This is a genomic window from Phocaeicola coprophilus DSM 18228 = JCM 13818 (assembly GCF_000157915.1).
GTDB classification, from domain to species: domain Bacteria; phylum Bacteroidota; class Bacteroidia; order Bacteroidales; family Bacteroidaceae; genus Phocaeicola; species Phocaeicola coprophilus.
The window spans coordinates 27624-52800 of the sequence record NZ_EQ973646.1; the positions used below are offsets into that span (position 1 = coordinate 27624).

The following is a 25177-nucleotide window of genomic DNA, read 5'->3' on the forward strand; positions in this document are numbered from 1 at the left end:
TCAAAACATATATTTCTGTTTTGACACCTTCTATTGTATTCGCCTTTATGCTTTAGTTGGCTGATTCAAATTCTTTCAGGAAACGGGTGTCGTTTTCTGAGAACATACGCAAGTCTTTTACTTTATACTTCAGGTTGGTGATACGTTCCACTCCCATACCGAAAGCATAACCGGTATATACTTTGCTGTCGATGCCGTTGGCTTCCAGAACGGCCGGATCTACCATACCGCATCCCAGGATTTCTACCCAGCCGGTATATTTGCAGAATGCGCAGCCTTCACCGCCGCAGATATCGCAGCTGATGTCCATTTCAGCACTGGGTTCTGTGAACGGGAAGTAGGACGGACGGAGACGGATCTTGGTTTCCGGACCGAACATTTCCTGTGCGAACTGCAGAAGTACCTGTTTCAGGTCAGTGAACGATACATTCTTGTCGATGTAAAGACCTTCTACCTGATGGAAGAAGCAGTGTGCGCGGTAGCTGATAGCTTCGTTACGGTATACACGTCCCGGGCAGATGACGCGGATAGGCGGCTGTGAAACTTCCATTACGCGGCTCTGTACGGAAGAAGTATGCGTACGCAGAATGATGTCGGGATGGCTTTCGATAAAGAAAGTATCCTGCATGTCGCGTGCCGGATGATCTTCAGCAAAGTTCATGGAAGAGAACACATGCCAGTCATCTTCTACTTCCGGACCGTCAGCAATGGTAAATCCCAGGCGGTTGAAGATGCTGATGATTTCGTTGCGTACGATGTTCAGCGGATGACGTGTGCCCAGTTCAATCGGGTAAGCCGTACGGGTAAGATCCAGTTCGGCAGTTCCGTTGTCCTGTGATTCGAATGTTTCTTTCAGGGCAGCGATCCGTTCCTGCATCCGGTTTTTCAGTTCGTTCAACTTCATGCCCACTTCCTTTTTCTGTTCGGCAGGCACATTGCGGAAATCTGCCATCAAGGCGTTGATGACTCCTTTTTTACTCAGGTATTTGATACGCAGCGCTTCCAGTTCTTCGGCATTGCCGGCTGTGAGGCTGTCTACTTCCTGAAGCAGTTCTTCTATTTTTGCTAACATATTTCTGTAATCTGTTTTTTCGTATGCGCAAAGGTAAGGATTAAAACTGAAATATTTTGATTTTTGAGGGACAAAAAAGAAAACTCTCTCTTATTTGATAGGGAAAAGAAAAAAACTGCTAATTTTGCATTTGATTTTTCAGAAGTGCAGATGAAAAAAATAGTTTTTGGTTGCTGTTTGTTGATCTTCATTGCTTCTTGTGGCGGAAATGGAAAAAAAGTAGATCCGTTTGAGAAGCTGACCGAACAGCTTGATTCGATGAATGTAGGTTCTGATTCAGTGCTTCAGGACACGATGGTGCTCGTAGAGGAAGTCATTCCTGTTACGGTCGATGAAAGTTTTGCTGATTTTTTCTACAATTTTGCTTCGGATGAAAAATTCCAGCGTTCACGTATTCTTTTTCCGATGCCTTACTATGAGGGTAAGGAGGTTAAACGCATAAGCCGGGAAGCCTGGAAGTTTGATCCTTTGTTCAGCCGTCAGGATGCTTATACCATTCTGTTTGATAAGGCGGAAGAAATGGAAATGGAAAAAGATACGAGTCTGCATAGTGTACAGGTGGAATGGATTTATCTGAAAGAGAAACGGGTGAAGCGTTATTATTTTGAGCGCAAGAAAGATGCCTGGTTCCTGGAAGCCATAAATTGGGAGAAACTTGCACATGGGGAAGGAAACGAGGAAGATTTCCTGACTTTCTATGAGCATTTTGCATCGGATTCTATTTTCCAGAGAGAGCGTCTGCATTACCCCTTGTTGTTTGTTACGGCCGATCCGGAGGATGAATTCCAGATTCTGGAAACTACACTTGACATCGGTCAGTGGTTTGCTTTCCGTCCGCCGATGATGAAAGAAAAGCTGACCAATGTACGTTATGGACAGACTGAAACCTTGACTTCGGATACGAAGGTTGTTGAATTCAAGGGATTTGGAAACGGTTTCAGCAACGTGATGTATTTTGAACGCCGGCATGGCATCTGGAAGCTGATGAAGTTTGAGGATTTAAGTGACTAGACAGAACGTTTCATTGATTTTTTTACTGATTGATGCATGAAAGAATTATATAATTGCTCGCTGCTGCCTTACAATACCTTTGGTATGGATGTGAAGGCTTCCCGCTTTGTGGAGTATGCGTCAGTGGAGGAACTTCGCGGTTTGTGGAATGCAGAGCGTGAAGCGGTTGCCCGCGCTTTACATATTGGCGGAGGAAGTAATCTGCTGTTTGCTTCTGATTATGAAGGTCTGATTCTGCATTCGGCCATAAAGGGATATACGGTGGTAAAGGAAACGGAAGAAGAAGTGGAAGTCCGTGTCGGAGCCGGTGAAGTCTGGGACGATTTTGTCGCTTATACGGTTGCCAATGGCTGGTATGGTGCGGAAAACCTTTCATTGATTCCCGGTGAAGTCGGGGCATCGGCCGTACAGAATATCGGTGCCTATGGTGTGGAAGCCAAGGATCTGATTGTTTCGGTAGATACGTTTGGATTGGAAACCGGAGAAGAACGCCGGTTCATGCGGGAGGAATGCCGTTATGCATATCGGGAAAGTGTCTTCAAACAGGAACTGAAAGGAAAATATGCAGTGACTTTCGTAACCTATCGGTTGAAAAAGCATCCTGTCTTCCATCTGGAATATGGAAATATCCGTGCAGAACTGGAGAAACAAGGATGCCAGGTAGATCTGGAGAATGTACGCCGGATTATTATTGCCATCCGGCAGGCCAAGTTGCCTGATCCGAAAGTATTGGGCAATGCAGGCAGTTTCTTTATGAATCCGGTTGTACCGAAAATGCAGTTTGAAGCATTGCTCGCACAATATCCGGACATGCCTCACTATCCGGTGGATGAAGCTCATGTCAAGATTCCGGCCGGATGGATGATCGACCGTTGCGGATGGAAAGGAAAGCGTGTGGGACATGCCGGTGTGCATGAGAAACAGGCGCTGGTACTGGTCAATTGCGGCGGAGCAACCGGAAAGGAAGTCATGCATCTGGCTGAAGAAATAGTGGCTTCCGTCCGCGAACGTTTTGGTGTGACCATTCGGCCGGAAGTAAATTATATCGGCTGAAAGGTTGAAAATGTCAAACTAATCAGAACGGAGAGAGTATGAAGGTAACCATATTGGGCAGTGGAACCTCAACCGGAGTCCCTCAGGTGGGCTGCAGGTGTGAGGTGTGTACCAGTAAAGATCCTCATGACAACCGCTTGCGTTGTTCGGGAATGGTAGAAGTGAATGGAGTGCGTATCCTGATAGACTGCGGTCCGGATTTCCGTGAACAAATGATCCGCATGGATGATTACCGGCCGATTGATGCCGTATTGATCACACACGAGCATTATGATCACGTAGGAGGGCTGGACGATTTGCGTCCTTTCTGCCGTTTCGGAGATATTCCGGTCTATGCCGAAGCATATACGGCCGACCGCCTTCAGGCTCGTATTCCTTATTGTTTTACTGAAAATCTGTATCCGGGAGTGCCTCATATTCCGTTGCACGTTATTGAGGCTGGCAAACCTTTTACCGTCAGCAACAGTTATGGCCATTCGGTGGAAATACTTCCTTTTCGGGTCATGCACGGCAAACTGCCGATTATGGGATATCGCATTGGGGAGATGGCCTGGATTACGGATATGCTGACTATGCCGGCTGCTTCATACGCGTGTCTGAAAAACCTGGATTGTCTGGTGATCAATGCTTTGCGCCAGGAACAGCATCCCACTCATCAGACTGTTCGTGAAGCCCTGGCACAGATATCATGCATTCAGCCGGAAGAAGCCTTTTTGATTCATGCGAGTCATCAGATCGGACTGCATGCAGAGGTAGAAAAAGAACTGCCGCCGCATGTGCATCTGACATACGACGGCATGGTTATCTGGCTTTGAGAAACCGGTTTCGTATCGGCGGTTATCGGGGGATGCGGGCTTTGAGCGATTCCTTGCAAAGTCCGTTCAGACCGCATGATTCACATTTCGGACTACGTGCCGTACAGACATAGCGTCCGTGAAGGATCAGCCAATGATGTGCGGTCGGTATTAATTCTTCGGGAATATATTTGATGAGATATTTTTCTGTGGCCAGTGGAGTGGTACAGGTCTGGGGAACCAGTCCGATGCGGTGACTTACGCGAAATACGTGGGTGTCGACAGCCATAGCCGCTTTGTTGAAGACAACACTCTGGATCACATTGGCCGTCTTGCGTCCCACTCCGGGAAGCTTGACCAGTTGTTCCAGTGTGTCGGGCACTTCTCCATGAAAATCTTTCACCAGCATTTGTGCCATGCCGACCAGGTGCTTGGACTTGTTATTGGGGTAACTCACACTCCGTATGTATTCAAAGATAACTTCAGGAGTACTGGCAGCCAGTGCTTCCGGAGTCGGAAAGTCCCGGAACAGGGGAGGCGTAATCATGTTGACCCGTTTGTCTGTACATTGTGCACTGAGGATCACTGCGATGAGGAGCTGAAAAGGATTTTCGTAGTGCAGTTCCGTTTCAGCCACAGGCATGGCCTGCTGGAAATAGGTGATGACTTTTTCGTATAATTCTTTCTTTCGCATGGTTGACAATTCTTAATCAGCAAATGGATTGCAGGGTGATGTATTTTTGTTTGTTCGGGAAAGTATATGTAGCCTGTTTCCCGTTTTTGTCCGTGCTTCCGGATCAGTACCATTTCTTTCTGCGGAACAGCAGATAGACAGCCGTTCCTGTTACAAGCATGAGTATCCAGGCAAAAAGATAGCCGTATTTCCAGTTCAGTTCGGGCATCCAGCTGAAATTCATTCCCCAGATACCGGCCAGGAAGGTCAGCGGGATGAAAATGGTGGAAACGATGGTCAGTTGTTTCATGATTCCGTTCATACGCTGGTCGTTGTTGGACAGATAAAGATCCACCAGGGCCGAGATCATGTCCCGGCATCCTTCCAGTGTCTGGAGAACGAACTGCAGATGATCGTTCACATCGTTGAAGAACGGACGGTTGGACTTGTGCAGAAGCGTATTGTCCGAGTGCAATAACTTGTTGATATGTTCCTTGAGCGGAAGGATGCTCTTCTTGATCAGACGGAAGATACGGCGGTATTGCTGGATTTCTTCGATGCCCGGCATTTCGGCAGGATTGGAAGAAAGCAGGCGTCCTTCCATGTCTTCCAGCTCATCTTCCAGATCAGAAATGATGGACATGAAGCTGGTCATGACGCTGTTCAAGATCACGCTGAGCAGAAAGTCTGTCTGTCGGTTGCGGATCTTGAGCACATTTTTCTCCAAAGCCGTGTGGATTTCGTTCAGCATCTCGGTTTCTTTTTCGACGAACGTGAGCAGGAAGTTCTCTCCCTGAATGATACAAAGCTGCTGCGACAGATAATTATTGTCTTTTTCCGCAGTCAGTTGTTTCAGGATGATTACATTATAATTTTCATGTTCTTCGATTTTGGTCAGGTGATCTGCATTCAGAATATCTTGTGTGACCAAAAAGTCGATACCGAAGTGTTGGCAGACTTTTTGCACGGTTTCCGTGTTCTGCAGTCCGTGTATCTGTATCCAGTTGATGCTGTTCGGCTGAAGATGAGGAATCATTTCGTCAATATCTTTGCCGTTGCAGTCGTGTACCCCCTCAGGATTATACGAGCAGAGGTGAAGATGAGTCGGAGTCTGGCTGATTCCCGTATAGTTCAGCTTCTCACTAAGCAGATTGTTCTTTGTCATAGCCTGTGAACGTTAGTCTATTCTTTTCAGTACAACATCTTTTTTGTCGATGTATTTATCGAAATGGAAAGAAGGCATGCCAAGTGCGATACCGGCATGTATGGTACAGCCTTCAATGCCCAGCAGTTTCTGCAATTCTTTTTTCCGGTTCATGCCGGCGGCACTGCATACAAATCCGGTGTAGAACTGGGAAACGCCACATGCTTCGGCCATGAGTGAAGCATTCTGGTAAGCCAGGTTACAGTCCTGACATCCGAAACGTTCTTTACTTCCGGTATAGAAGAACAAGGCTGCAGCAGCTCCCCGCAGGATACCGTCATTCCCTTTGTCGAACTCTTCCTGCAGTTGTTTGAAAACCGGAATATAGCGATAGCTGGAAGGCATGAGCGGTTTCAGTATCATTTTCAACAATGGATTTTCCACTGCATGGACAATAGACATGAAAGTACCGATGGTGATTCGGCTGATTTCCTTCAGTGTTTCGGGGCGGGTCACCAGTACCATCTTGACTTCCTGCGCATTGGTAGCAGTCGGAGCCCGGTGTGCTGCTTCAATAATTCGTTGCAGCAATTCTTCCGGAACCCGTTGCTTGGAGAAAGCACGATTGGAACGGCGGGAACGGATGAGCAGTTCTACCTGGTCGGCTGTGGGCAACTGGCTTCGGTCGAATGCATGGACTTTTTCAGGAGGGAAATCCGAATGTTCAATGGAATTGCCGGGACAAACGGCTACGCAATGTCCGCAACTGATGCAAGCGTCGGCATTTACTTCAATGCCTTTATCCTCATGAAAACTGAATAGAACAGAGGGACATATTCTGACGCATTTCTTACAGCGTATACAGGTGTTCTGATTAATATGTATTTGAGTCATTGTATGAAATGAATTAGGATACATGATGCACAAAGGTACGATTTTTATTTGTTTTTCTCTGTTAGCATAAAGTTTTTATGGAGGAATGGCTTCTGAATCATTCGATCATTCATCTGGCAGAAAAAGTAACGTCGGGCTGGAGTAATCCGGGCTTGCCCTGAAGCGATTTCCTTAACTTGGAGAAGAAGATTAAGATTCTCCGGTTGAATTTCATTATATTCCGAAAATTCTTCGTACCTTTGCAGCCCGTTAAAAGAGAACATTTACTTACGATGCCGTGAATAGCGGTCGTGTATTCTAGAACACCACGTAAAAAACAGGAGCGATGAAAAAAGAAAATCTTGTATCAGTACCTTTTATGGTCTTGGGTATTGTGTTTTGTACCTGCCTTGTGGCAGCCAATCTGTTAGAGACCAAAGTTGTTCAACTGGGCCCGATTTCCGTTACGGCAGGGCTGATTGTATTTCCCGTTTCATACATTATTAATGATTGCATTGCCGAAGTGTGGGGATTCCGCAAGGCGCGTCTGATCATTTGGATGGGGTTTCTGATGAACTTCATGGTAGTAGCCATGGGGCAGATTGCTGTAGCTTTGCCGGCGGCTCCGTTCTGGGAAGGGGAAGAAGGTTTAATTTTGTATTCGGCATGGCGCCCCGTATTGCTGCTGCGAGTCTGACAGCTTTTCTGGTCGGTTCGTTTATCAATGCATACGTGATGAGCCGTATGAAGGTGGCTTCACATGGAAAAAACTTTTCTGCCCGTGCCATTTTGTCGACTGTGGCCGGTGAGGGAGCCGATTCTCTGATCTTTTTCCCGCTGGCATTCGGAGGACTGATGCCTGTGTCTGAACTGGCTAAGATGATGCTGGTGCAGGTCATTCTGAAGACTCTTTATGAAGTGATTGTCCTTCCTGTCACCATTCGTGTCGTGAAATACATCAAGCGGGTAGACCAGAGTGATGTGTACGACGAGCATATTTCCTATAATGTCCTGAAGATTTCTGACATTAATTAAGCAACTTTATCGGTTTAATCAAATAAAATATGAATAACGAAACAGCCCTTGTTGTATTCAGTGGGGGACAGGATTCCACCACTTGTCTGTTTTGGGCAAAGAAACATTTCAAGAAAGTTTATGCCCTGAGTTTTATATATGGCCAGAAACATGTGAAAGAGGTGGAACTGGCACGCGAGATTGCGCGGAAGGCTGACGTGGAATTTGCTGTGATGGACGTTTCTTTCATCGGCCATTTGGGTAAGAATTCCTTGACAGATACATCGATTCACATGGATGAAGAGAAACCGGCCGATTCATTTCCCAATACATTTGTTCCGGGAAGAAACCTGTTTTTCCTGAGCATTGCAGCGGTTCATGCCCGTGAAAAAGGCATCAGTCACCTGGTGACCGGAGTATCACAGACCGACTTCAGCGGCTATCCAGACTGTCGTGATTCTTTTATTAAATCGCTTAACGTGACCTTGAACCTGGCCATGGATGAGCAGTTTGTTATCCATACTCCTTTGATGTGGATTGACAAGGCGCAGACCTGGGCACTGGCTGACGAACTGGGTGTACTTGACCTGATCCGTCATGAGACGCTGACTTGTTATAACGGTATCCCCGGAGACGGCTGCGGACATTGTCCGGCATGTAAGCTTCGTCGGGAAGGCCTGGAGAAATATTTGCAAAGTAAAAATCAAATGAATGAATAAGTTTATGGAAAGAAAAGACGAACTGACCCTGTTGGGAAACAAGCATACGGAATATAAGCAGGACTATGCGCCTGAGGTACTGGAAGCTTTCATGAACAAGCATCCTGAGAATGATTACTGGGTACGTTTCAATTGTCCGGAGTTCACAAGCTTGTGTCCGATTACGGGACAGCCTGACTTTGCCGAGATCCGCATCAGTTATCTGCCCGACAAGAAGATGGTGGAAAGCAAGAGCCTGAAACTTTATCTCTTCAGCTTCCGCAATCACGGTGACTTCCATGAAGATTGTGTGAATATCATCATGAAGGATCTGATTCGCCTGATGGATCCGAAGTATATTGAAGTAACGGGTATCTTTACTCCACGTGGCGGTATCTCCATTTATCCGTATTGCAATTACGGACGTCCGGGTACGAAGTACGAAGAGCTGGCAGAGTACCGCCTGCGGAATCACAACTGATTTTTGAGGAGCTGTTGATGATTACGACAGCTCCAGTCCCAGTGCCTCTTTCAGCTTGAGCAGTTTGGGGTTTTTCTGGCTCATCATCTGGAAACGTTCCACATGGCTGTAGGCACGTATATTTTCGTTCGGAGCACTGACACGTACCGTCATCCGGATTTTCCGGTTATGCAGTTGGGTGCGGAGATGCGTTTCGATGTGCGGAGCCAGCTGTTGCATGTACTTCTGCACAATGTCATTGTCCACAACCACTTCAAACGTAACTCCGTCTTTCAGCAGTTGAGGCTGCATGTTCATCATGCGGCCTGCGTTGGCTGCTTCTTCTTTCGGAAGGCGGGCGGCAAATTCACGCCAGTAGTAGTTGAGGTCTTTTTCATTAAAGATATAATCTTCCCAGTTGGCATCTGCCTGCGGGATGGCAGCCGTAGCCTGTGCAGCAGGAGCGGCTTTTTCTGTTTGTGGTGCCTGCGACCGCCGGATGGAAATACCCATGCTTCCGGCTTTCATGACCGGAATCTTCTTTTCCGCCGACGTTTTCGGCAGCGGATTGGCATGCATCGGACCGGCTCCGGGAGCTGAAGCCTGCGGAGACGGAGCGGATGTTGCGGGCTGAACCGGTTCTGCCGGACGGTATGAGGCGTTCGGTTGCTGTAAGGTAGAAGCATAGTTGCCGGCTGGCTGTGCCGCGTAGTTCCCGGCAGCAGGCTGCGGTTTCGGTGTAGCGGGTTGAGCCGCTTGGGCTGTAGCCTGATTGAAAACGGGAGATAAAGTCTGCTTAGGGCTGCGCCCCTGGCCCGGCTCTTCAGCTTCAGCAGTCAGTTGGGCCACCTGTATCAGGGTCAGTTCCACGAGCAGACGCTTGTTCTTGCTCAACCGGTAGTTGAGGTCACAATCGTTGCACAGCTTCATCGCCTTGTATAGAAACTGCGGCGTGCATTTCTGTGCCTGAGCCTGATAGCGTTCGCGGATGGAAGCTCCCACTTCCAGCAAAGGCAGGGTAGCCGGATCACGGCTCACCAGCAGATCCCGCAGATGAGAACTCAGTCCGGTGATGAAATGATTCCCGTCGAATCCTTTTTTCAGTACATCGTTGAAGAGAAGCATGCATTCCGTTACCTTGTTTTCCAGGAAACAGTCTGTCAGCCGGAAATAATATTCATAATCCAGTACGTTCAGGTTGTCGATGACACTCTTGTAAGTGATGTGTCCGTTTGTGAAGCTTACCACCTGGTCGAAGATGGACAGAGCATCACGCATACCTCCGTCGGCCTTCTGGGCGATGACATTCAGGGCTTCCGGTTCGGCTTCCACATGCTCCTTGAGGGCCACGCTTTCCAGGTGTTCCACCATGTCGCTGACACTGATCCGGTTGAAATCATAAATCTGGCAGCGGCTCAGGATCGTCGGAAGGATCTTATGCTTTTCAGTGGTCGCCAGGATGAAGATTGCATGATGAGGCGGTTCTTCCAGCGTTTTGAGGAAGGCATTGAAGGCCGCCTGTGAAAGCATGTGTACCTCGTCGATGATATACACCTTGTACTTGCCGATCTGTGGCGGGATTCTCACCTGTTCGATCAGGGAGCGGATGTCCTCTACTGAATTGTTCGAAGCGGCATCCAGTTCGTGTATATTGTAGGAGCGCTGTTCGTTGAAAGCCTGGCAGGATTCACATTCGTTGCAGGCTTCTCCGTCTTCCTTCGGATGAAGGCAGTTGATGGTTTTCGCAAATATACGTGCACAGGTTGTCTTTCCCACTCCGCGGGGTCCGCAGAACAGGTAGGCATGAGCCAGCTTCTGATTGGCGATGGCGTTCTTCAGGGTAGTGGTCAGTGCACGCTGTCCGACTACCGTATCGAACGTGGCCGGACGATATTTACGCGCTGATACAATATAATTTTCCATAAATCGGATGAGTTGTTTGAATTCATATCTTTCGCAAAAGTACATAAAATCTGCCAACCTTCTAAACGATGTCGTTTATTATTTCGCTGCACGGATGCGATACTTTCCGGATTTGTGTGTGATCTCACTTTTTTTCGTATCTTTGCGGCTGTGTATTAAGAATCTGTTTTATGAGTAAATTACTAGAGGCCTGGAACTTTATCCGCCGGTATAAATATGCGATCACAATCGGTGTTTTTCTGCTGATTATCGGTGTGCTGGACGAAAACAGTCTGATCCGTCGCATCTCTCACCGCCGTGAAATCTATCAGCTGAATTCAGAAATTGAGCGCTATCGCAAGCAGTATGAGGAAGACAGCCGCATGCTGAAAGAGATTACCTCGAATCCGAAGGAGCTGGAGAAGGTGGCTCGTGAGCGGTACCTGATGAAGAAATCCAATGAAGATATTTACGTTTTTGAAGAAGATTTGAAATGACAGCCCGACAATCAAATATATTGGCCATGACCGGAGCAGTTCTTTTGTTCATCGGTCTGGCGCTCCAGTTTGTGAAATTAGTGTTTGCTCCCTATGTCTATCTGGCCGGTTCCATCCTGTTTGCCTATGTGCAGGTACGTTCAGGCTATGACGGCAAGAACATCGTGATCCGCCGTCTCCGTCGCCAGCAGCTGATGGGAGCCATGTTACTTGTTTTCACGGGAGTGCTGATGCTGTTGTGGCATCGCAACGAGTGGATTGCCTGTCTGAGCATTGCTGCCGTGCTGGAACTTTACACGGCTTTCCGTATTCCTCAGGAGGAACAGAAAGAAAAGAATTCCTGAAAGCTTTGATTTTCAGGGATGTTATGTTCTTGAAAAAACGTCCCGTTGTTTTTTAAAAACGTTTCGTCGTATATTGTTAAATGTTTCGGGCTTTTACCTGAAACGTCCTTATGTTTTTGAGCGGATGGTGCAGTCCGCTTTTTTGGTATGCCTGCATGTCTGCCGAAAAGAAGAAGTGCCGGTGCAGTCTTCTCGCGAAGGGTTGCACCGGCACTTCCGGTTAATGTCTTTCCCGCTCAGGCTGTGGGCGGAATTTGACGGTTCCTTATCGGATGATTGTCATTTCCTTGATCAGATGACCTGCTCCCGCATACTTGTCGATGATGAACAGCGTATAGCGGATGTCTACCACAGCAGCGCGCTGCAACTGGGGATTATAGGCAATGTCACCCGTCAGACCTTCGTAGTTGCGGTCGAATCCGGTACCGATCAGTTCGCCTTTGGCATTGAAGACCGGCGATCCTGAGTTACCTCCGGTGTTGTCGGTTGCCGTTGCAAAACAGATAGGCATGCGTCCGTCCGGCATGGCATACGGACCGAAATCTTTCTTTTCATACAGTTCCTTGAGGCGGGCCGGTACGACGAATTCCGGATTGTTGGGATCTTCCTTTTCCATGACTCCTTTCAGTGTCGTGTAGTAGAGATATTCCTTTCCGTCTGCCGGTTCATATGATCCGATCTTGCCGTAAGTAAGTCGCAGGGTAGAGTTGGCATCGGGGTAAACCGGTGTCTTCTCTTTATGCTTGAGTTCCAGCATACCTGCCACCCAGGTCTTGTGTGCCCGGTTATAAGCATTGGTCTCTGCCTTCATGGCATCACTGGTAGCCTGATATCCTTTTTTCACCGATGAGGCATACTGCACCATCAGGTCGTTGGCCAAAGTTTCTGCATCCGGTTTTTTGAGGAAACGCTCCAAAGCTTCCGGACTGCTGAAAACAGACTGGCTGAAACAAGCGTCGACAAAGGCATCGGTATTGCCCTGGAACTTCTTATCGATCAGCTGGAAAATGCTGATGCGCTGTTCGGCAGGAACCAGCCGGGCATACAAGGCGATCAGCTGACGGGATACCTTGCGGTCTACTTCCGGGTTGTAATCTTTGTTGAAGAACTTCTTGCTGCTGTTTCTGAGCTGTTCGGTTGCTTCACTGATTTCTTTCTTTTTCCCGTTCTGCAAGGCTTTCAGCAGACCGGCTGTTTCCGGAATGTTGGAGAATTCGGTTCCCAGCATCAGTGCTTCGTAGATAGCCTGCTGATGATAAACCGCGTCGTGGCGTTTGGCAACAATCTTGCGGATGGTCTCATAAGCCTCGCGATAAGCGTCGTTTCCGGTTTCACGTCCGAACTCAAGAAGTCTTTCCTGCTGTTCCTTTTTACGGTTCAGCACCTTCAGTTTCACCAGTCCTTCGTTCATACCGATGGCATTTTTCCAGTAGTTGGCCGAAGAAGCATATTTGGCTGCATACTGGATGCGAGTTCTGGCATCCTTTTGCATTTCCTCGTTCAACGCTCTCAGTCGCACGCCACGAACCGTGTCACGCATGAAGTTGGTAGTCTGCATACGTTCTTCCACTTCGTCGCTGATCATATAGCGCCAGTTGCGTCCGGGGAAACCCATCACGAAAGTGAAGTCACCTTCCTTGACACCTTTCAGATTGATGGCGATGTGTTTCTTGACTTTCAACGGAACATTGTCTGCGCTGTATTTGGCCGGTTTTCCATCCTTGTCGGCATAGATGCGGAAGATGGAGAAGTCACCGCAATGACGCGGCCACATCCAGTTGTCGGTGTCGGCACCGAACTTACCGATGGAAGAGGGAGGTGCGCCCACCATTCGGATATCCTTGTAGACGGTCTTGACAAACAGGTAATATTTGTTTGCGCCGTAGAACGGTTTCAGTTCCAGTACGGTGAACTCGTCGGTGTGGATTTTTTCCTGCTCGGCAAAGCGGTCAGCCACCTTGCTGAGGTAGGAAGGAGACAGATAGTTCAGTCCTTCCGGATCTTCATCTTTTTGCAGCTGTTCCATCACGTAGTCCGTCACATCGAGGATACGGTCGATGTAAGTAACGGTCAGTCCCTCGCAGGGAAGTTCCTGTTCACGGGTCATGGCCCAGAAGCCGTCGGTCAGATAGTCATGCTCCACCGAACTGTGCTGCTGGATGTAGCCATATCCGCAATGGTGGTTGGTCAGTACGAGACCTTCCGGAGAAATGACTTCACCGGTACATCCTCCTCCGAAGTGAACGACTGCATCCTTCAGACTGATGCTGTCGGGGGAGTACACTTTGTCGATGCTGATATCCAGTCCGAGATCGTACATGACGGCAGCATTCTGCTTTTTCAGGTCGGTCAGCATCCACATCCCTTCGTCAGCATGGCTGGCGAAGGTTGTGAAAACGCTTAAAAGTGAGAATAGGATTGTTTTCTTCATCGTTTATTCTACAATGTTCATTTCGTCAATCAGGTTCTTGCATCCTCCCAGTTTTTCCACGATGAACAGGACATAACGGATATCTACGGCAATACAACGCTGCAGGTCGTTGTCGAAGTTGATGTCGCCGCTCAGTGATTCCCAGTTACCGTCGAAAGCAGTTCCGATGAGTTCACCGTTGCCGTTCATGACGGGTGATCCGGAGTTACCGCCGGTGATGTCGTTGGTTGTCAGGAAGCAAGCCGGCATTTCTCCGTTAGGCAACGCATAACGTCCGAAGTTCTTGGAAGCATAAAGCTCTTTCAGTTTGGCCGGTACGACGAATTCCGGGTTGTTGGGATCCTCTTTTTCCATTACTCCCTTCAGGGTTGTATAGTATTTGTAGTGGATTCCGTCTTTCGGATCGTAGGATTTCACGTTTCCGTAAGTCAGACGAAGCGTGAAGTTTGCATCCGGAGCTTTCGGAGTCGGTGCATACATTTCGCACAGACCGCGAACGTAAGTTTTGTGAAGCAGGTTGATGTCACCTCTTGCGTTGCTCAGCTGGTCAGCCAGTTCCTTATACTTCGCATTTCTTGCAACGGTGTATTGTACAGCCAGGTCCTTGTCGATTGCTTCAACGGTCGGGTTGGCCATGAATGCATCGAAGTTCTTTTCGCTGGCAAAGATGCTGTTGTCATACAAAGCATCCACGTAAGCATTGTAGTCGCCGTTGAACTGTTTCTGTACGGTCTGGTAGAAGTCGGGCAGAGCTTCCGCAGAAACTTTCGAAGCATACAGCGGGATCAGCACTTTGGCAACCTTGCGGTCTACTTCATGGTCGTAGTCCTTGTTGTGGATGTTGGCGAATTCCTTTTTCAGTGTTTCCAGTGCTTTGGCAATGTCCTTCTTGTTCTCCTTCTGCAAAGCAGTCTTCAGCTCATCGAAGGCAGCCTGAGGTGCACTGAATTCGATACCGCTGCGGAAAGTTTCGCTGAAGTAAGTATTGCGTGTCTGGATCGGCATAACCCGTTTGACGTATTCGTCAATCTGTCCGACCACCTTTTCATAATCTGCATTACCCTTTTCCTTGGCATACTGTGCAAAACGGCTTTCCTGTTCAGCTTTTGTTTCCAATACTTTATTGTCCACAATGGCCTTGTTCATACCGATGGAGTTTTTCCAGTAGTTGCTTGATCCGGCAAACTTGCTGGCATACTGGATACGTACCTTGTCGCTGGCAGCCATTTCCTTGCGCAGTACGTTCTGGCGTGCTTCACGAACCTCGATGCGCGGCACGTTGGTAGCTTCCATACGGAGACGCACTTCGCTTTCGGTCAGATAACGGCTGGTGCTTCCCGGGAATCCCATGATCATGGCATAATCGCCTTCCTGCAATCCCTTCAGAGAGATGGTCAGGTATTTCTTTGATTTCAGGGGTACATTGTCCTTGCTGTATTCTGCCGGATTTCCGTCTTTGTCTGCATAGATACGGAAGATGGAGAAGTCGCAGGTGTGACGCGGCCACATCCAGTTATCGGTTTCTCCACCAAACTTACCGATAGATGAAGGAGGAGCGGCAACCATACGAACGTCCTTGTATGTCTTGATGTAGAACAGATAGAAGCGGTTACCTTCGTAGAAAGGCAGTGCCTGAGCCGTGATACCCGGAGCTTTTTTCAGGTCGCTTTTCTTCAGTTCTTTTTCAGCGAGTTCTTTCAGGTATTTGCTGCCGAAGGTTTCAGCTTCGGTTACTTTTCCTTTCTTTACATCTTCGTTTACTTTTTCCGTTACATCCACGATGCGTTCAACGAAACGGAATGTCAGGCCCGGAGTAGGGATTTCTTCCTGATAACTCTTTGCCCAGAATCCGTCAGTCAGGTAGTCGTGTTCCACGGAACTGTGCTGCTGGATAGCTCCATATCCGCAGTGGTGGTTAGTCAGGATCAGTCCGTTGGGTGAAATGATTTCTCCCGTACAGCCTCCTCCGAAGATACCGACTGCATCTTTTAATGTCAGTTGTTCCGGATTATAAATGCTGGCAATGTCTATTTTCAGGCCCTGAGCTTTCATTCTGTCGGCCAGGTTCTGCTCTTGCATCATCTGCAGGAGCCACATTCCTTCATCGGCTTTTGCCGGTGAAAATGCCGCACAAAGCAGTGCGAGTGCTAGTACTTTCAGTTTTTTCATTCTATTTTTAGTTTAGATAAATTTATGCAGGTAATTAAAATACAAAGGTAATAAAAATATTAGGAATACTTACGAAAAAGAGTCCTGTCATTCCTCTGAAAGCAGGAATGCAGGACTCTTTTTGATATAAGATTCGGTATTCTGTTTACAGTTTCCTGGGTTTTACCGTTATAAAAGTCATATAGTCGTCATTATCCGACAGGATATTGATATGAAGACCTTCTGGAGAGACAAAGCAAGATCCATAGCGATTTGTTTTTTCTTTGATATTATATTCTCCTACTTTCTGGAAATCTTTATCAAGAATGACAACAGCCAGATGGCGGGATGGAAAGGCGCGGGTATTTCCGTCCCATTCTGATTCTGGTAACGTAAGCAGTCTGTAATATAACTGATTCCAGCGGTCATAATAAATACCTGTGTATTGAACCTGCTCTGCTACGTTGCGCATGATATCAGCCATAGAGTTTCTTTTGGCCGGACGTATGGAATAGGGGTGGGAGTATCCTGCAAAGAAGGTTTTCGTTTCTTGGGTGTGGATGTTGAATACCCGTATGCTGTCGTCAGCCGGAAAACTTAGCACCATTTCATTGGCGGGGCTTAAATCGTATGGTATAACGCGATAGGCAAAAGGTTGCCATACTGCATCCTTGTTCCCGTATATTTCAGGATAACTGTTTGCATAATATACAATACTGTCTTTCAAATTCAGAAGCAACGAAACACCTTGCGGAATGTCATTGGACTGAGTGTCGCACACATTGCATCCTTGTCCTTGCAGTATGATGTATTCATCTGCTTTTTTAATGGGTGTATTGGGACAAGGCAATATTTCGGGACACCGAAAGTGGCAATTCTTTTGTAAAGGATAATCTTTTAGGCGGTATTTTTTGAGGAGTTCGCCTTTGTTATTGAACAGGTCTAGTTGCCATAGCCAGGTATGATATACAAAGATCGAGTCTTCATTGTGTATCAGAAATCCAAAAACATTTCCATCCAAAGCGTTGGGGCCTTCTTTCCTAAATTGTATTTTGCGGACTTCCTTGCCGCTTTTTACATCAAAGATGCAAATGTTATGTAGTGGGTTATTGTATGAGGCAAGAAATAGAGAGTCGTTCTTTTCATATGTGTGGATATGTGAAATTACTTGTGTCGTAGAGTCATCCAGAGAAAATACTTTATGAGGAAGCTCTTGCATGGTATACAACTGCTTCCCCATACGGTTTTCTGAAGTTTGTTTACTGCATGCTCCACATACAATTCCGATAGATAAAGCAAGAATAAACTTCAAATTCATATGATTCTTTTTTAATTGTTTGAATTTACATTACATCTGATAGTGGAAGCCACTTCTTTATGTTCATAGTTTCTTGGGTTTAACTGTAATAAAAGTCAAATAGTCGTCATTATCCGACAGGATATTGATGTGAAGACCTTCGGAAGAGACGAAAGCCCGGCTGAACCGGTTGCTTGGTTCTTTGATGTTATATTCTCCGACTTTCTGAAAGTATTTATCAAGAATTATGACAGCAAGGTTTCGTTTTGGAGCTGATTTTTCATTGACATCATAATCCGACAGAGGTAAAGTCAGGAGTCTGTAATACAGCTGATTCCATTTGTCGTAGTAAATTGATGTATATTGAACCTGTTCCATTATGCTTCGGTCTACTTCTTTTTCAGAACGGGCTGGGTGAATGGTATAAGGTTTGGAATACCCTGCGAAGTAGCACTGGGTCTTTTTAGTGTGGATATTAAAAACCCGAATGCTGTCGTCTGCCGGATAGTTTATTACCATTTCACCTTGAGGACTGAGATCATAAGGTACAACCCGATAGGCAAAAGTTTGCCATATTCCTTTTTGATTATAAATTTCCGGATAGCCGTTTTCATGACGTACCAAACTGTCTTTCAGGTTAAGAAGTAAGGTGACGCCTTCAGGTATCTGGTTGGATTGGGAATCACACACATTACATCCTTGTCCTTGTAATATAATATAATTATCCACTTTCTTGATAGGAGTATCAGAATATGGTAATATATCGGGACGTCTGAATGAACATCCTGATTCCAGGGGATAGTCTTTTATTTTATATTTTTTTTGTAATTCACCTTTTTCGTTGAATAAGTCTAATTGCCATAGCCAGGTATGATACATAAAAATAGAATCTTTATTATGTATCAGGAAACCACAGAAATTAGGGTCTAATGCATTGGGACCTTCTTTCTGGAATTGTATTTTCTGAATTTCCTTGCCGCTTTTTACATCAAAGATGCAAATGTTATTTATAGGTTCATTGTACAGAGCAAGAAGTTGAGAATCGTTTCTTTCATATGTCTGAATATGATTTACTATTTGAGTTGTAGAATCATCTAACAAAAAAACTTTATGGGGAAGCTCTACCATTGTATACAACTGCTTTCCCATACGGTTTACAGAAGTTTCTCTACCGCATGCTATGCATAGAATTCCAATGCAAATGGTAACTATTGCAATGCAAGTAAGAAAGAGTAGTTTTTTTCTCATTGTATTAGTTTATATTATGATTTCATACAAAATTATATAAAAATGTGATTACATTTTTTGGGGGGGAGGGTGATTTTTTTTTTTTTAACTTTTCAATAATTAAATCTATCCAGCCTGTTATCCTTTTGTCATCCGGCTGACATTTTGCATATTCGGGCCTGTGAGAGTCGCTGATTTGCGTCCCGAGGTGCGGGGAGAAGCCAATTCGCGAACGGGAAATTTCTTATTCGCTTGTATTTTAGTATATTAGCTGAAAATTTAACATATTCAGGCTGCTCATCCGGATCAGAAAAGAGGCATCTGGAGCAGCGAAAGGAACATTCGGAGCCGATGTCTGCCCGTTCTTCCAGATTCGTGCGGTCGTTTTCCTTGGTTTGACCGTACATTTTGGCCGGAACGGGCTGTCGAAAGCACCGCAACGGCCTGACGATTTTTGCATAATGAACCGTTATTTCTGCATCTGTATGCAAAAGATTGCATAAAATATCGCTTTTATCTCCGGATTGCTTTCCGGATGAGGCCGGATCAGATCCGGGCGTGTAAGTCTTTTCTGTCAGAATGATTCAAAAGGAAACCGGAAAGTCCGGCGGGCTTTCTTTTTGCCCCGATGCTTTTGCTTACAGTCTGTCACACTCCCTTTTCGGCCACTTTCAGGAACTGTTCCGAAAGAGTAATAATCCTCTATTTAAGTTTAAATTTTGGTAATTTTCTTTTGTCAAAACGACAAAGATTATACCTTTGTCGCGTAATTCAAATAAAGTATCGCGAGCATGTATAAACTTTATTTTTTCCTGTTTTGTGCTGTGCTTTTTGCTTCTTGCGGTAAGAAATACAGAATAGAAGGGGTGTCTTCCGTTTCATTGCTGGACGGCAAGATGCTGTTTATCAAAGTGCCGGCAGGTGACAAATGGGTAAATATTGACTCGGCAGAGGTGATTCACGGCCTGTTCAAGATGGAGGGAAAAGCAGATTCAACGATGTTGGCTACTCTGTTTATGGACGATGAATGCATCATGCCTTTCGTCATTGAACAAGGAAAAATCAATATCAATATTGACAATGCAGGCATCACCATCAAGGGAACTCCGCTGAATGACAGTTTCAATGATTTCATCATGCAGAAAAATTCACTGGACGACCGCGCATACGAAGTGGAGCGTGAGGAAAGCCGCATGATCATGGACGGTAAGGATCTGATGACGGTTCACCAGGAAATCGAGAAAAAGCGCCTGGCTTTGTCGGACGAGATGAATACGCTGGTGAAGGATTTCATTGGAGCCAACTATGACAATGTGCTGGGTCCCGGAGTATTTATTTTGTGGTGCAACAGCATGCCCTATCCGATTCTGACTCCTCTGATGAAGGAAATTGTGGACAAGGCGCCGGAATCGTTCCGCAATGATCCGCTGGTCAGGGAATTCCTGATGGTGGCGCGGAGCAATATGGAGAAGATGCATTGATAAAGAAAAGGCATACAGAGAGGTGCGGTTGCACGGTCTGTATGCCTTTTTTTCAGTTACGATATTTTTCGGGGAGTCCGCTCTCGATGGCCTGATAGGATTCGGTCATCAGTTCTTTCAGATTTTCTTCTCCCTTTCCCTTGGGATAGATCGGCGTGTGGATTGTCAGTTTGAGCCGGTGCCAGGAAAGGAGTTTGCCGGTTCTCGGCAGTATGTCAAACGATCCGTCGATGGTCATCGGAACGACGGGCAGCTGTAATTGGTCGGCCAGGAGGAAAGCGCCTTTTTTAAATTCGTTCATGTGTCCCGTGAAGGTGCGTCGTCCTTCGGGGAAAACCACAAGGGAGGTTCCTCCCTGCAACACTTTTTCTGCGTGTTTGATGGTTTCATAAACTTTTCTAGGGCTGGATTTATCTACAAAAATGAAACCGGCCGATTCGCATGCCTTTCCGACAAAAGGAACTTTGCGGAGACTTTTTTTCATCATCCATTTGAAGTTTCTTCCCAGAAATCCGTAGATCAGGAATATATCGAATGCTCCCTGATGATTGGCCAGGAAAACATACGATGTGCGGTGGTCGATCTTTTCGTGACCTTCTACGGAAACCGGCAGAAGAAACAGCCAGCAGGTGAGTTGAGACCAGATTTTTCCGGGATAGTATCCCCAGAAATGTCCGTTTCCCAGCCAGCATCCGATCATGGTAGTCAGTGCCGTGAGGATGGTCAGAATCAGAAAGATGGGCAGACCGATGCAGATTTGGTAAATGATGTATAAGATCTTCATTGTTTATTGGTTTTTATTGATTGAATACTACTTCTGCGTAAGGTGATAAGTGTAATTTCCGGCCACGCACCCAGGCGCATGGGGAAAAGAACATAGCCCAGACCTACGTTCACATAAAGGCCTCGTCCGTCTTCCAGGTACATGCCGCAGTGCTCCGGATAAATGAAGCGGGAGAAGGAGAAACCGAAGAGCCGGATCTGCATGTCGTGTGTATGGCCCGACAGGGTGAGCTGAACATCGCTTTCCGGCAATATTTCTCTGCGCCAGTGTGTCGGATCGTGACTGAGCAGGATCTTGAACATTCCTTCAGTTCCCTGAAGTGCCTGAGTCAGGTTGGCGTAGTCGGGGAAGGGAGGAGCTCCGCTGTTTTCCACGCCGGCCAGTGCAATGGAGTCGTTTCCCCGGTGCAGAATGCGGTGGCTGTTCATCAGCATTTGCCATCCCATTCGGTTTTCCCGGACGATGAGGCTGTCCACATTGGCAATCCGGTCAAGTTCGGATTCCCATCGGGTGTAAGTGCCATAGTCGTGGTTTCCCAAGACGGAGAACACTCCGTCTTTTGCACGGAGTTGTGACAGGACGGGAACGAACTCGGTCAGTTCGTCCGCACGGCTGTTGACCAGGTCACCGGTGAATACCGCCAGATCCGGATGCTGGGCATTGCATAAATCGATGGCCCGTTGCAGGGCATGGCCGTTGCCTTTCCAGCTTCCCGAATGGATATCGGACAACTGGAGAATGCGGTATCCGTCGAAAGCATCCGGCAGATCGGGCGAAACGTAAGTAACCTGATGTACCTTGAAGTTCTCTTTTCCCCGGACTGCACCGAACAATATGTAGCCAAAGGCGGCCAGTGCAGGCAGGAGAGCAATCCATCCGTGAGGAAGCCGGATGCGGAGCAGATTGGAAATTCCCCGCACCAGCAGACTGAACAGTGCAAATACCGCTTTGGGAACAGCGATACATAATGTAATGATCAGGTAAGTTCCGAAGTGGTGTTGCTGTATGCTGTCCTTGAACAGAATGAATATCAGCAGTACCAGCAACAGGGACGCACTGGGAATGCCGAACAGTTGTTTCCATAATTTGTTGGACTGATGGCGGATGTATGCTTTGTAGATATACCAGTCGGGCAATAAAAGCAGGACGATAAAGAACAGGGAAACTCTCAGCAGAATCATGGCTTATGGTCAGTCTTGTAAGTTGGCAGATAGATATTTTCTCATTTCTTTTACGCTGAAGCCTCTTCGTTCAGCATAGTCTTTCAACTGTTCTTCGTCGATTTTTCCCACCGCAAAGTAGCGGGAAGCCGGATGCGAGAACATCAGACCGCATACGGAAGCATGAGGCTGCATCATGCCGTTCTCAGTCAGATGAATGCCGATGCGCTTCATGTCGATCAGTTCATCCAGCAGATAGCTTACCGAAATATCGGGTAAGGAGGGATATCCGACAGCAGGACGTATGCCCTGATAGTCTTCATTGAGCAGCTGTTTCATGGTCAGCTGTTCGTCGGGTGCGTAGCCCCATGCTTTTTTCCGGATGAATTCATGGAGTTTTTCGGCAGCAGCTTCCGCCAGTCTTTCGCCGAGTGTCTTAATCAGCAGATGCTTGTAGTCATCATTCTGGTAAGGCTCTTCCATGCGTTCGTCGATGGTTGTGGCAAACGCTCCTACGGTATCGGTAATTCCGGAACTCAACGGACGGACGAAATCGCTCAGACAGAGAAACGGATCTGTGGGATGAATGCGGGTCTGCTGTCTCAGGAGCGGAAAGCGATGACCGGCAAGGATCAGGTTGTCTCCGTCGGCATTGGCTTCCATCAGCCGGTAGACGGCATGCACTTTATACTTTCCATCTATGGCGTTCAGCATGCGGTTGGCTTCCTTATGCAGCTGCATAGCCTCTGCTGCCTTGGCGCGGTCGGCTTCGGGAAAGGAAGCCAGCCATCCGGCACGGCAAGCATCACAGCCGTGAATATCGGCAATAGTTGCAAACCGTGGCTGAAATCCCCAGGCATGGAAAAAATAAATCCAGTTGATGTATTCAGCCAGGTCGTGAATGTCGTAAGTAACGGTTGTAATACCCATAAGAATCACATTTCGTTTTAATCTTTAAAGAGCTCTCCGGAAAGTCAGAGCCTGTCCGCGTACTTCCTTGTGGAGTTGTCCGTTGTCATAGACCAGAGATCCGTTGACAAAGGTCTTCTCAACCTGGGCATGGAAACGCTGTCCTTCCATCGGACTCCAGCCGCATTTGCTCTGGATGCACTCGGGAGTGACGGTCCATTCTTTGTTCGGATTGACCAGTACGAGGTCGGCCTGATAGCCGGTTCGGATGAAACCGCGACCCTGAATCTGGAAAAGTTCAGCCGGAGCGTGACACATTTTCTGGACGAGCTGTTCCATGGTCAGGACTCCTTCGCGCACCAGTTCCATGATACTGATCAGGGAGAACTGGAGAGTCGGCATGCCAGATACCGCTTTCAGGGCTCCTCCTGCCTTTTCGCTCAGCAGATGGGGGGCATGATCTGTTCCGATCACGTCAATCCGGTTTGTGGCGAGTGCCTGGCGCAAGGCATCCCGATCCTGTTTCGTCTTGATGCTGGGGTTGCATTTGATGCGTGCTCCCAACGTCTTGTAGTCTTCGTCACAGAAGAAGAGATGAGACACACAGGCTTCCGAAGTGATGCGCTTTTCCCCGAGAGGACGGTCTTCGAAAAGTTCCAGCTCGCGTGCCGTGCTTACATGCAGGACATGCAGGCGTGCTCCGGTTTCTTTGGCCAGCTGTATAGCCAGAGAAGAAGAACGGTAGCAGGCTTCTTCACTGCGGATGAGCGGGTGGCAGGAAATATCGGGATCCTCTCCATATTTTTGTTTGAAGAGTTCTGTATTCTGACGGATGATATTCTGGTCTTCACAGTGGGTAGCAATCAGCATCCCTGCTTCAGAGAAGATTCTTTTGAGGGTTTCCATGCGGTCGACCAGCATGTTTCCGGTACTTGCTCCCATGAAGAGTTTGACCCCGCATACATGGGTCTTGTCAAGAGCGGCCAGCTGGTCAGCATTGTTGTTGGTTGCTCCAAAATAGAAAGAATAGTTGACCAGGCATTTCCGGGCTGCATCAGCAAACTTGTTGTCCAGTGCTTCGAGGGTTGTAGTCTGCGGATTGCAGTTGGGCATATCCATGAAAGAGGTGACTCCTCCGGCGGCAGCTGCCGCTGTTTCGGTAGCCATGTCGGCTTTATGAGTCAGTCCGGGATCGCGGAAATGTACATGATCATCGATCACGCCGGGCAACAGATAACATCCCGTAGCGTCAATCTCTTTGTCGCAGGGTGATGTCGGAGTTTGTCCGTTTTCCAGTATTTCAGCTATCTTTTCATTTTCTATTACTACAGAGCCGACGAATTTTCGTCCTTCATTTACAATGGTTGCATGATGTATCCACGTACGCATGTTTCTTAGTTTTTTATTTTGGAAGGATATTTTCGGAACCAGCTGTCCCATTTTAGTTTAATCACACCGAATACGGCCTCACCGAAAATGCTGCTGTTCATCTTGGAAGTTCCCAATTCGCGGTTGATGAAGATGACGGGTACTTCTATGATTTTGAATCCGCATTTGTAGGCAGTGAATTTCATTTCTATCTGGAAGGCGTACCCTTTGAAACGGATCTTGTCCAGCGGAATGGTTTCCAGCACTTCGCGGCGGTAGCATTTGAAGCCCGCTGTCGTGTCATGAATGGGCAGACCGGTAATGAAACGTACATATTTGGAAGCAAAGTATGACATGAGTACTCTTCCCATGGGCCAGTTGACCACATTGACTCCGCTGATATACCGGGAGCCGATTGCCACATCTCCGCCCTCATCATGACAGGCTTTATACAGGCGGGGCAGGTCATTGGGATTATGACTGAAGTCCGCATCCATTTCGAAGATGTAGTCATACTTGTGTTCGATCGCCCATTTGAATCCGGTAATGTAGGCTGTTCCAAGTCCTAATTTTCCTTTCCGTTCAATCATGAACAGGCGTTCGGGAAACTCTTGTTGCAGACGGCGTACGATATCAGCCGTCCCGTCCGGTGAGTTGTCTTCAATGATCAGAATATGGAAATATTTCTCCAGTTTGAAAATGGTCCGGATGATATTTTCAATGTTTTCTTTTTCATTGTAAGTCGGGATGATTATGATGCTGTCACTTGTTTGCATATTGATGTCTGTTTTAGGCAAAGATAGGGAATAATATAAGATGTCTTATCATTTTCTTCGA

22 protein-coding genes and 1 pseudogene are annotated in these 25177 nt (G+C 47.1%); 9 read left to right on the plus strand and 14 right to left on the minus strand.

Annotation, left to right across the window (positions count from 1 at the left end; all coding sequences use genetic code 11):
• Window positions 1–52: 52 nt before the first annotated feature.
• On the minus strand, window positions 53–1072 hold the full coding sequence (gene pheS / locus BACCOPRO_RS12130; RefSeq protein WP_008144066.1) for a phenylalanine--tRNA ligase subunit alpha: 1020 nt from the start codon (window positions 1070–1072) through the stop codon (window positions 53–55).
• A 150-nt stretch (window positions 1073–1222) separates the two neighbouring features.
• Here pheS and BACCOPRO_RS12135 point away from each other — a divergent pair, with 150 nt between their 5' ends.
• The 3 genes from BACCOPRO_RS12135 to BACCOPRO_RS12145 are packed head-to-tail and all read left to right on the plus strand — an operon-like array spanning window position 1223 to window position 3951.
• Window positions 1223–2083, plus strand: coding sequence for a DUF4348 domain-containing protein (locus BACCOPRO_RS12135; protein ID WP_040311509.1), 861 nt, complete (start codon window positions 1223–1225; stop codon window positions 2081–2083).
• A gap of 36 nt (window positions 2084–2119) precedes the next feature.
• On the plus strand, window positions 2120–3136 hold the full coding sequence (murB, locus tag BACCOPRO_RS12140) for a UDP-N-acetylmuramate dehydrogenase (protein WP_008144070.1): 1017 nt from the start codon (window positions 2120–2122) through the stop codon (window positions 3134–3136).
• Window positions 3137–3174: 38 nt separating this feature from the next.
• Window positions 3175–3951, plus strand: coding sequence for an MBL fold metallo-hydrolase (locus tag BACCOPRO_RS12145; protein ID WP_040311483.1), 777 nt, complete (start codon window positions 3175–3177; stop codon window positions 3949–3951).
• A gap of 22 nt (window positions 3952–3973) precedes the next feature.
• Here BACCOPRO_RS12145 and nth read toward each other — a convergent pair whose 3' ends face one another.
• From nth to BACCOPRO_RS12160, 3 genes are all read right to left on the minus strand, one after another.
• Window positions 3974–4624 (minus strand): endonuclease III, encoded by a 651-nt coding sequence (gene nth, locus BACCOPRO_RS12150; protein ID WP_008144074.1) that lies wholly within the window; start codon window positions 4622–4624, stop codon window positions 3974–3976.
• 103 nt (window positions 4625–4727) lie between these two features.
• Complete coding sequence (gene corA / locus BACCOPRO_RS12155; protein ID WP_008144075.1) at window positions 4728–5768, minus strand: magnesium/cobalt transporter CorA; 1041 nt, start codon at window positions 5766–5768, stop codon at window positions 4728–4730.
• Window positions 5769–5780: 12 nt separating this feature from the next.
• Window positions 5781–6641: a nitroreductase family protein gene (locus tag BACCOPRO_RS12160; protein ID WP_040311510.1), complete on the minus strand. Its 861-nt coding sequence runs from the start codon at window positions 6639–6641 to the stop codon at window positions 5781–5783.
• A gap of 325 nt (window positions 6642–6966) precedes the next feature.
• Here BACCOPRO_RS12160 and BACCOPRO_RS12170 point away from each other — a divergent pair.
• The 3 genes and pseudogenes from BACCOPRO_RS12170 (at window position 6967) to queF (ending at window position 8813) form a co-directional block, all read left to right on the plus strand.
• Window positions 6967–7655: pseudogene (locus tag BACCOPRO_RS12170) on the plus strand (queuosine precursor transporter).
• A gap of 29 nt (window positions 7656–7684) precedes the next feature.
• Window positions 7685–8353, plus strand: coding sequence for a 7-cyano-7-deazaguanine synthase QueC (gene queC / locus BACCOPRO_RS12175; RefSeq protein ID WP_008144087.1), 669 nt, complete (start codon window positions 7685–7687; stop codon window positions 8351–8353).
• A gap of 4 nt (window positions 8354–8357) precedes the next feature.
• The gene (queF, locus tag BACCOPRO_RS12180; protein ID WP_040311511.1) at window positions 8358–8813 is read left to right on the plus strand and encodes a preQ(1) synthase; all 456 of its coding nucleotides are present in this window, start codon (window positions 8358–8360) and stop codon (window positions 8811–8813) included.
• 21 nt (window positions 8814–8834) lie between these two features.
• Here the strand turns inward: queF and BACCOPRO_RS12185 are convergent, their stop codons facing one another.
• Entirely contained in the window at window positions 8835–10715 is a 1881-nt protein-coding gene (locus BACCOPRO_RS12185; RefSeq protein WP_040311484.1) for a DNA polymerase III subunit gamma/tau, read from the minus strand.
• Window positions 10716–10885: 170 nt separating this feature from the next.
• Between BACCOPRO_RS12185 and BACCOPRO_RS12190 the strand changes: the two genes are divergently transcribed.
• Window positions 10886–11191 (plus strand): FtsB family cell division protein, encoded by a 306-nt coding sequence (locus BACCOPRO_RS12190; protein WP_008144092.1) that lies wholly within the window; start codon window positions 10886–10888, stop codon window positions 11189–11191.
• A 26-nt stretch (window positions 11192–11217) separates the two neighbouring features.
• Window positions 11218–11535, plus strand: coding sequence for a hypothetical protein (locus BACCOPRO_RS12195; RefSeq protein ID WP_040311512.1), 318 nt, complete (start codon window positions 11218–11220; stop codon window positions 11533–11535).
• Window positions 11536–11800: 265 nt separating this feature from the next.
• On the opposite strand, the gene BACCOPRO_RS12200 is transcribed toward BACCOPRO_RS12195, so the two are convergent.
• The 4 genes from BACCOPRO_RS12200 to BACCOPRO_RS12215 form a co-directional block, all read right to left on the minus strand.
• Window positions 11801–13966 carry a S46 family peptidase gene (locus BACCOPRO_RS12200; RefSeq protein ID WP_008144094.1) on the minus strand — a complete coding sequence of 722 codons (2166 nt, stop codon included), beginning with the start codon at window positions 13964–13966 and terminating at the stop codon, window positions 11801–11803.
• A 3-nt stretch (window positions 13967–13969) separates the two neighbouring features.
• On the minus strand, window positions 13970–16135 hold the full coding sequence (locus BACCOPRO_RS12205; protein ID WP_008144095.1) for a S46 family peptidase: 2166 nt from the start codon (window positions 16133–16135) through the stop codon (window positions 13970–13972).
• 145 nt (window positions 16136–16280) lie between these two features.
• Window positions 16281–17432, minus strand: a complete 1152-nt coding sequence (locus tag BACCOPRO_RS12210; RefSeq protein ID WP_008144096.1) for a DUF4221 family protein — start codon at window positions 17430–17432, stop codon at window positions 16281–16283.
• Between the two features lie 63 nt (window positions 17433–17495).
• The gene (locus BACCOPRO_RS12215; protein WP_008144097.1) at window positions 17496–18560 is read right to left on the minus strand and encodes a DUF4221 family protein; all 1065 of its coding nucleotides are present in this window, start codon (window positions 18558–18560) and stop codon (window positions 17496–17498) included.
• 869 nt (window positions 18561–19429) lie between these two features.
• On the opposite strand from BACCOPRO_RS12215, the gene BACCOPRO_RS12220 reads away from it, so the two are divergent.
• Window positions 19430–20119: a DUF4369 domain-containing protein gene (locus tag BACCOPRO_RS12220; protein ID WP_008144102.1), complete on the plus strand. Its 690-nt coding sequence runs from the start codon at window positions 19430–19432 to the stop codon at window positions 20117–20119.
• A 52-nt stretch (window positions 20120–20171) separates the two neighbouring features.
• Here the strand turns inward: BACCOPRO_RS12220 and BACCOPRO_RS12225 are convergent, their stop codons facing one another.
• From BACCOPRO_RS12225 to BACCOPRO_RS12245, 5 genes are read right to left on the minus strand one after another with little or no spacing between them, the layout of a single operon-like run.
• Complete coding sequence (locus BACCOPRO_RS12225) at window positions 20172–20903, minus strand: lysophospholipid acyltransferase family protein (RefSeq protein WP_008144103.1); 732 nt, start codon at window positions 20901–20903, stop codon at window positions 20172–20174.
• Complete coding sequence (locus BACCOPRO_RS12230) at window positions 20900–22084, minus strand: metallophosphoesterase (RefSeq protein ID WP_008144105.1); 1185 nt, start codon at window positions 22082–22084, stop codon at window positions 20900–20902. The genes BACCOPRO_RS12225 and BACCOPRO_RS12230 overlap by 4 nt, the downstream gene beginning before the upstream one ends.
• A 9-nt stretch (window positions 22085–22093) precedes the next feature.
• Window positions 22094–22993, minus strand: coding sequence for a vitamin B12 dependent-methionine synthase activation domain-containing protein (locus BACCOPRO_RS12235; RefSeq protein ID WP_008144106.1), 900 nt, complete (start codon window positions 22991–22993; stop codon window positions 22094–22096).
• A gap of 24 nt (window positions 22994–23017) precedes the next feature.
• Window positions 23018–24361, minus strand: coding sequence for a dihydroorotase (locus BACCOPRO_RS12240; RefSeq protein WP_040311485.1), 1344 nt, complete (start codon window positions 24359–24361; stop codon window positions 23018–23020).
• Between the two features lie 5 nt (window positions 24362–24366).
• Entirely contained in the window at window positions 24367–25116 is a 750-nt protein-coding gene (locus BACCOPRO_RS12245; protein ID WP_008144108.1) for a polyprenol monophosphomannose synthase, read from the minus strand.
• Window positions 25117–25177 lie beyond the last annotated feature (61 nt).

Excerpts from the sequence above, each read along its gene's own strand:
- corA (WP_008144075.1), bottom strand. The coding sequence starts at position 5,768 with ATGACAAAGAACAATCTGCTTAGTGAGAAGCTGAACTATACGGGAATC.
- BACCOPRO_RS12135 (WP_040311509.1), top strand. The coding sequence starts at position 1,223 with ATGAAAAAAATAGTTTTTGGTTGCTGTTTGTTGATCTTCATTGCTTCT.
- BACCOPRO_RS12145 (WP_040311483.1), top strand. The coding sequence starts at position 3,175 with ATGAAGGTAACCATATTGGGCAGTGGAACCTCAACCGGAGTCCCTCAG.
- BACCOPRO_RS12225 (WP_008144103.1), bottom strand. The coding sequence starts at position 20,903 with ATGAAGATCTTATACATCATTTACCAAATCTGCATCGGTCTGCCCATC.
- BACCOPRO_RS12190 (WP_008144092.1), top strand. The coding sequence starts at position 10,886 with ATGAGTAAATTACTAGAGGCCTGGAACTTTATCCGCCGGTATAAATAT.
- BACCOPRO_RS12215 (WP_008144097.1), bottom strand. The coding sequence starts at position 18,560 with ATGGGAAAGCAGTTGTATACAATGGTAGAGCTTCCCCATAAAGTTTTT.
- murB (WP_008144070.1), top strand. The coding sequence starts at position 2,120 with ATGAAAGAATTATATAATTGCTCGCTGCTGCCTTACAATACCTTTGGT.
- BACCOPRO_RS12235 (WP_008144106.1), bottom strand. The coding sequence starts at position 22,993 with ATGGGTATTACAACCGTTACTTACGACATTCACGACCTGGCTGAATAC.
- queF (WP_040311511.1), top strand. The coding sequence starts at position 8,358 with ATGGAAAGAAAAGACGAACTGACCCTGTTGGGAAACAAGCATACGGAA.
- nth (WP_008144074.1), bottom strand. The coding sequence starts at position 4,624 with ATGCGAAAGAAAGAATTATACGAAAAAGTCATCACCTATTTCCAGCAG.
- BACCOPRO_RS12185 (WP_040311484.1), bottom strand. The coding sequence starts at position 10,715 with ATGGAAAATTATATTGTATCAGCGCGTAAATATCGTCCGGCCACGTTC.
- BACCOPRO_RS12245 (WP_008144108.1), bottom strand. The coding sequence starts at position 25,116 with ATGCAAACAAGTGACAGCATCATAATCATCCCGACTTACAATGAAAAA.
- BACCOPRO_RS12200 (WP_008144094.1), bottom strand. The coding sequence starts at position 13,966 with ATGAAGAAAACAATCCTATTCTCACTTTTAAGCGTTTTCACAACCTTC.
- BACCOPRO_RS12160 (WP_040311510.1), bottom strand. The coding sequence starts at position 6,641 with ATGACTCAAATACATATTAATCAGAACACCTGTATACGCTGTAAGAAA.
- BACCOPRO_RS12205 (WP_008144095.1), bottom strand. The coding sequence starts at position 16,135 with ATGAAAAAACTGAAAGTACTAGCACTCGCACTGCTTTGTGCGGCATTT.
- queC (WP_008144087.1), top strand. The coding sequence starts at position 7,685 with ATGAATAACGAAACAGCCCTTGTTGTATTCAGTGGGGGACAGGATTCC.
- pheS (WP_008144066.1), bottom strand. The coding sequence starts at position 1,072 with ATGTTAGCAAAAATAGAAGAACTGCTTCAGGAAGTAGACAGCCTCACA.
- BACCOPRO_RS12220 (WP_008144102.1), top strand. The coding sequence starts at position 19,430 with ATGTATAAACTTTATTTTTTCCTGTTTTGTGCTGTGCTTTTTGCTTCT.
- BACCOPRO_RS12240 (WP_040311485.1), bottom strand. The coding sequence starts at position 24,361 with ATGCGTACGTGGATACATCATGCAACCATTGTAAATGAAGGACGAAAA.
- BACCOPRO_RS12230 (WP_008144105.1), bottom strand. The coding sequence starts at position 22,084 with ATGATTCTGCTGAGAGTTTCCCTGTTCTTTATCGTCCTGCTTTTATTG.
- BACCOPRO_RS12210 (WP_008144096.1), bottom strand. The coding sequence starts at position 17,432 with ATGAATTTGAAGTTTATTCTTGCTTTATCTATCGGAATTGTATGTGGA.
- BACCOPRO_RS12195 (WP_040311512.1), top strand. The coding sequence starts at position 11,218 with ATGACCGGAGCAGTTCTTTTGTTCATCGGTCTGGCGCTCCAGTTTGTG.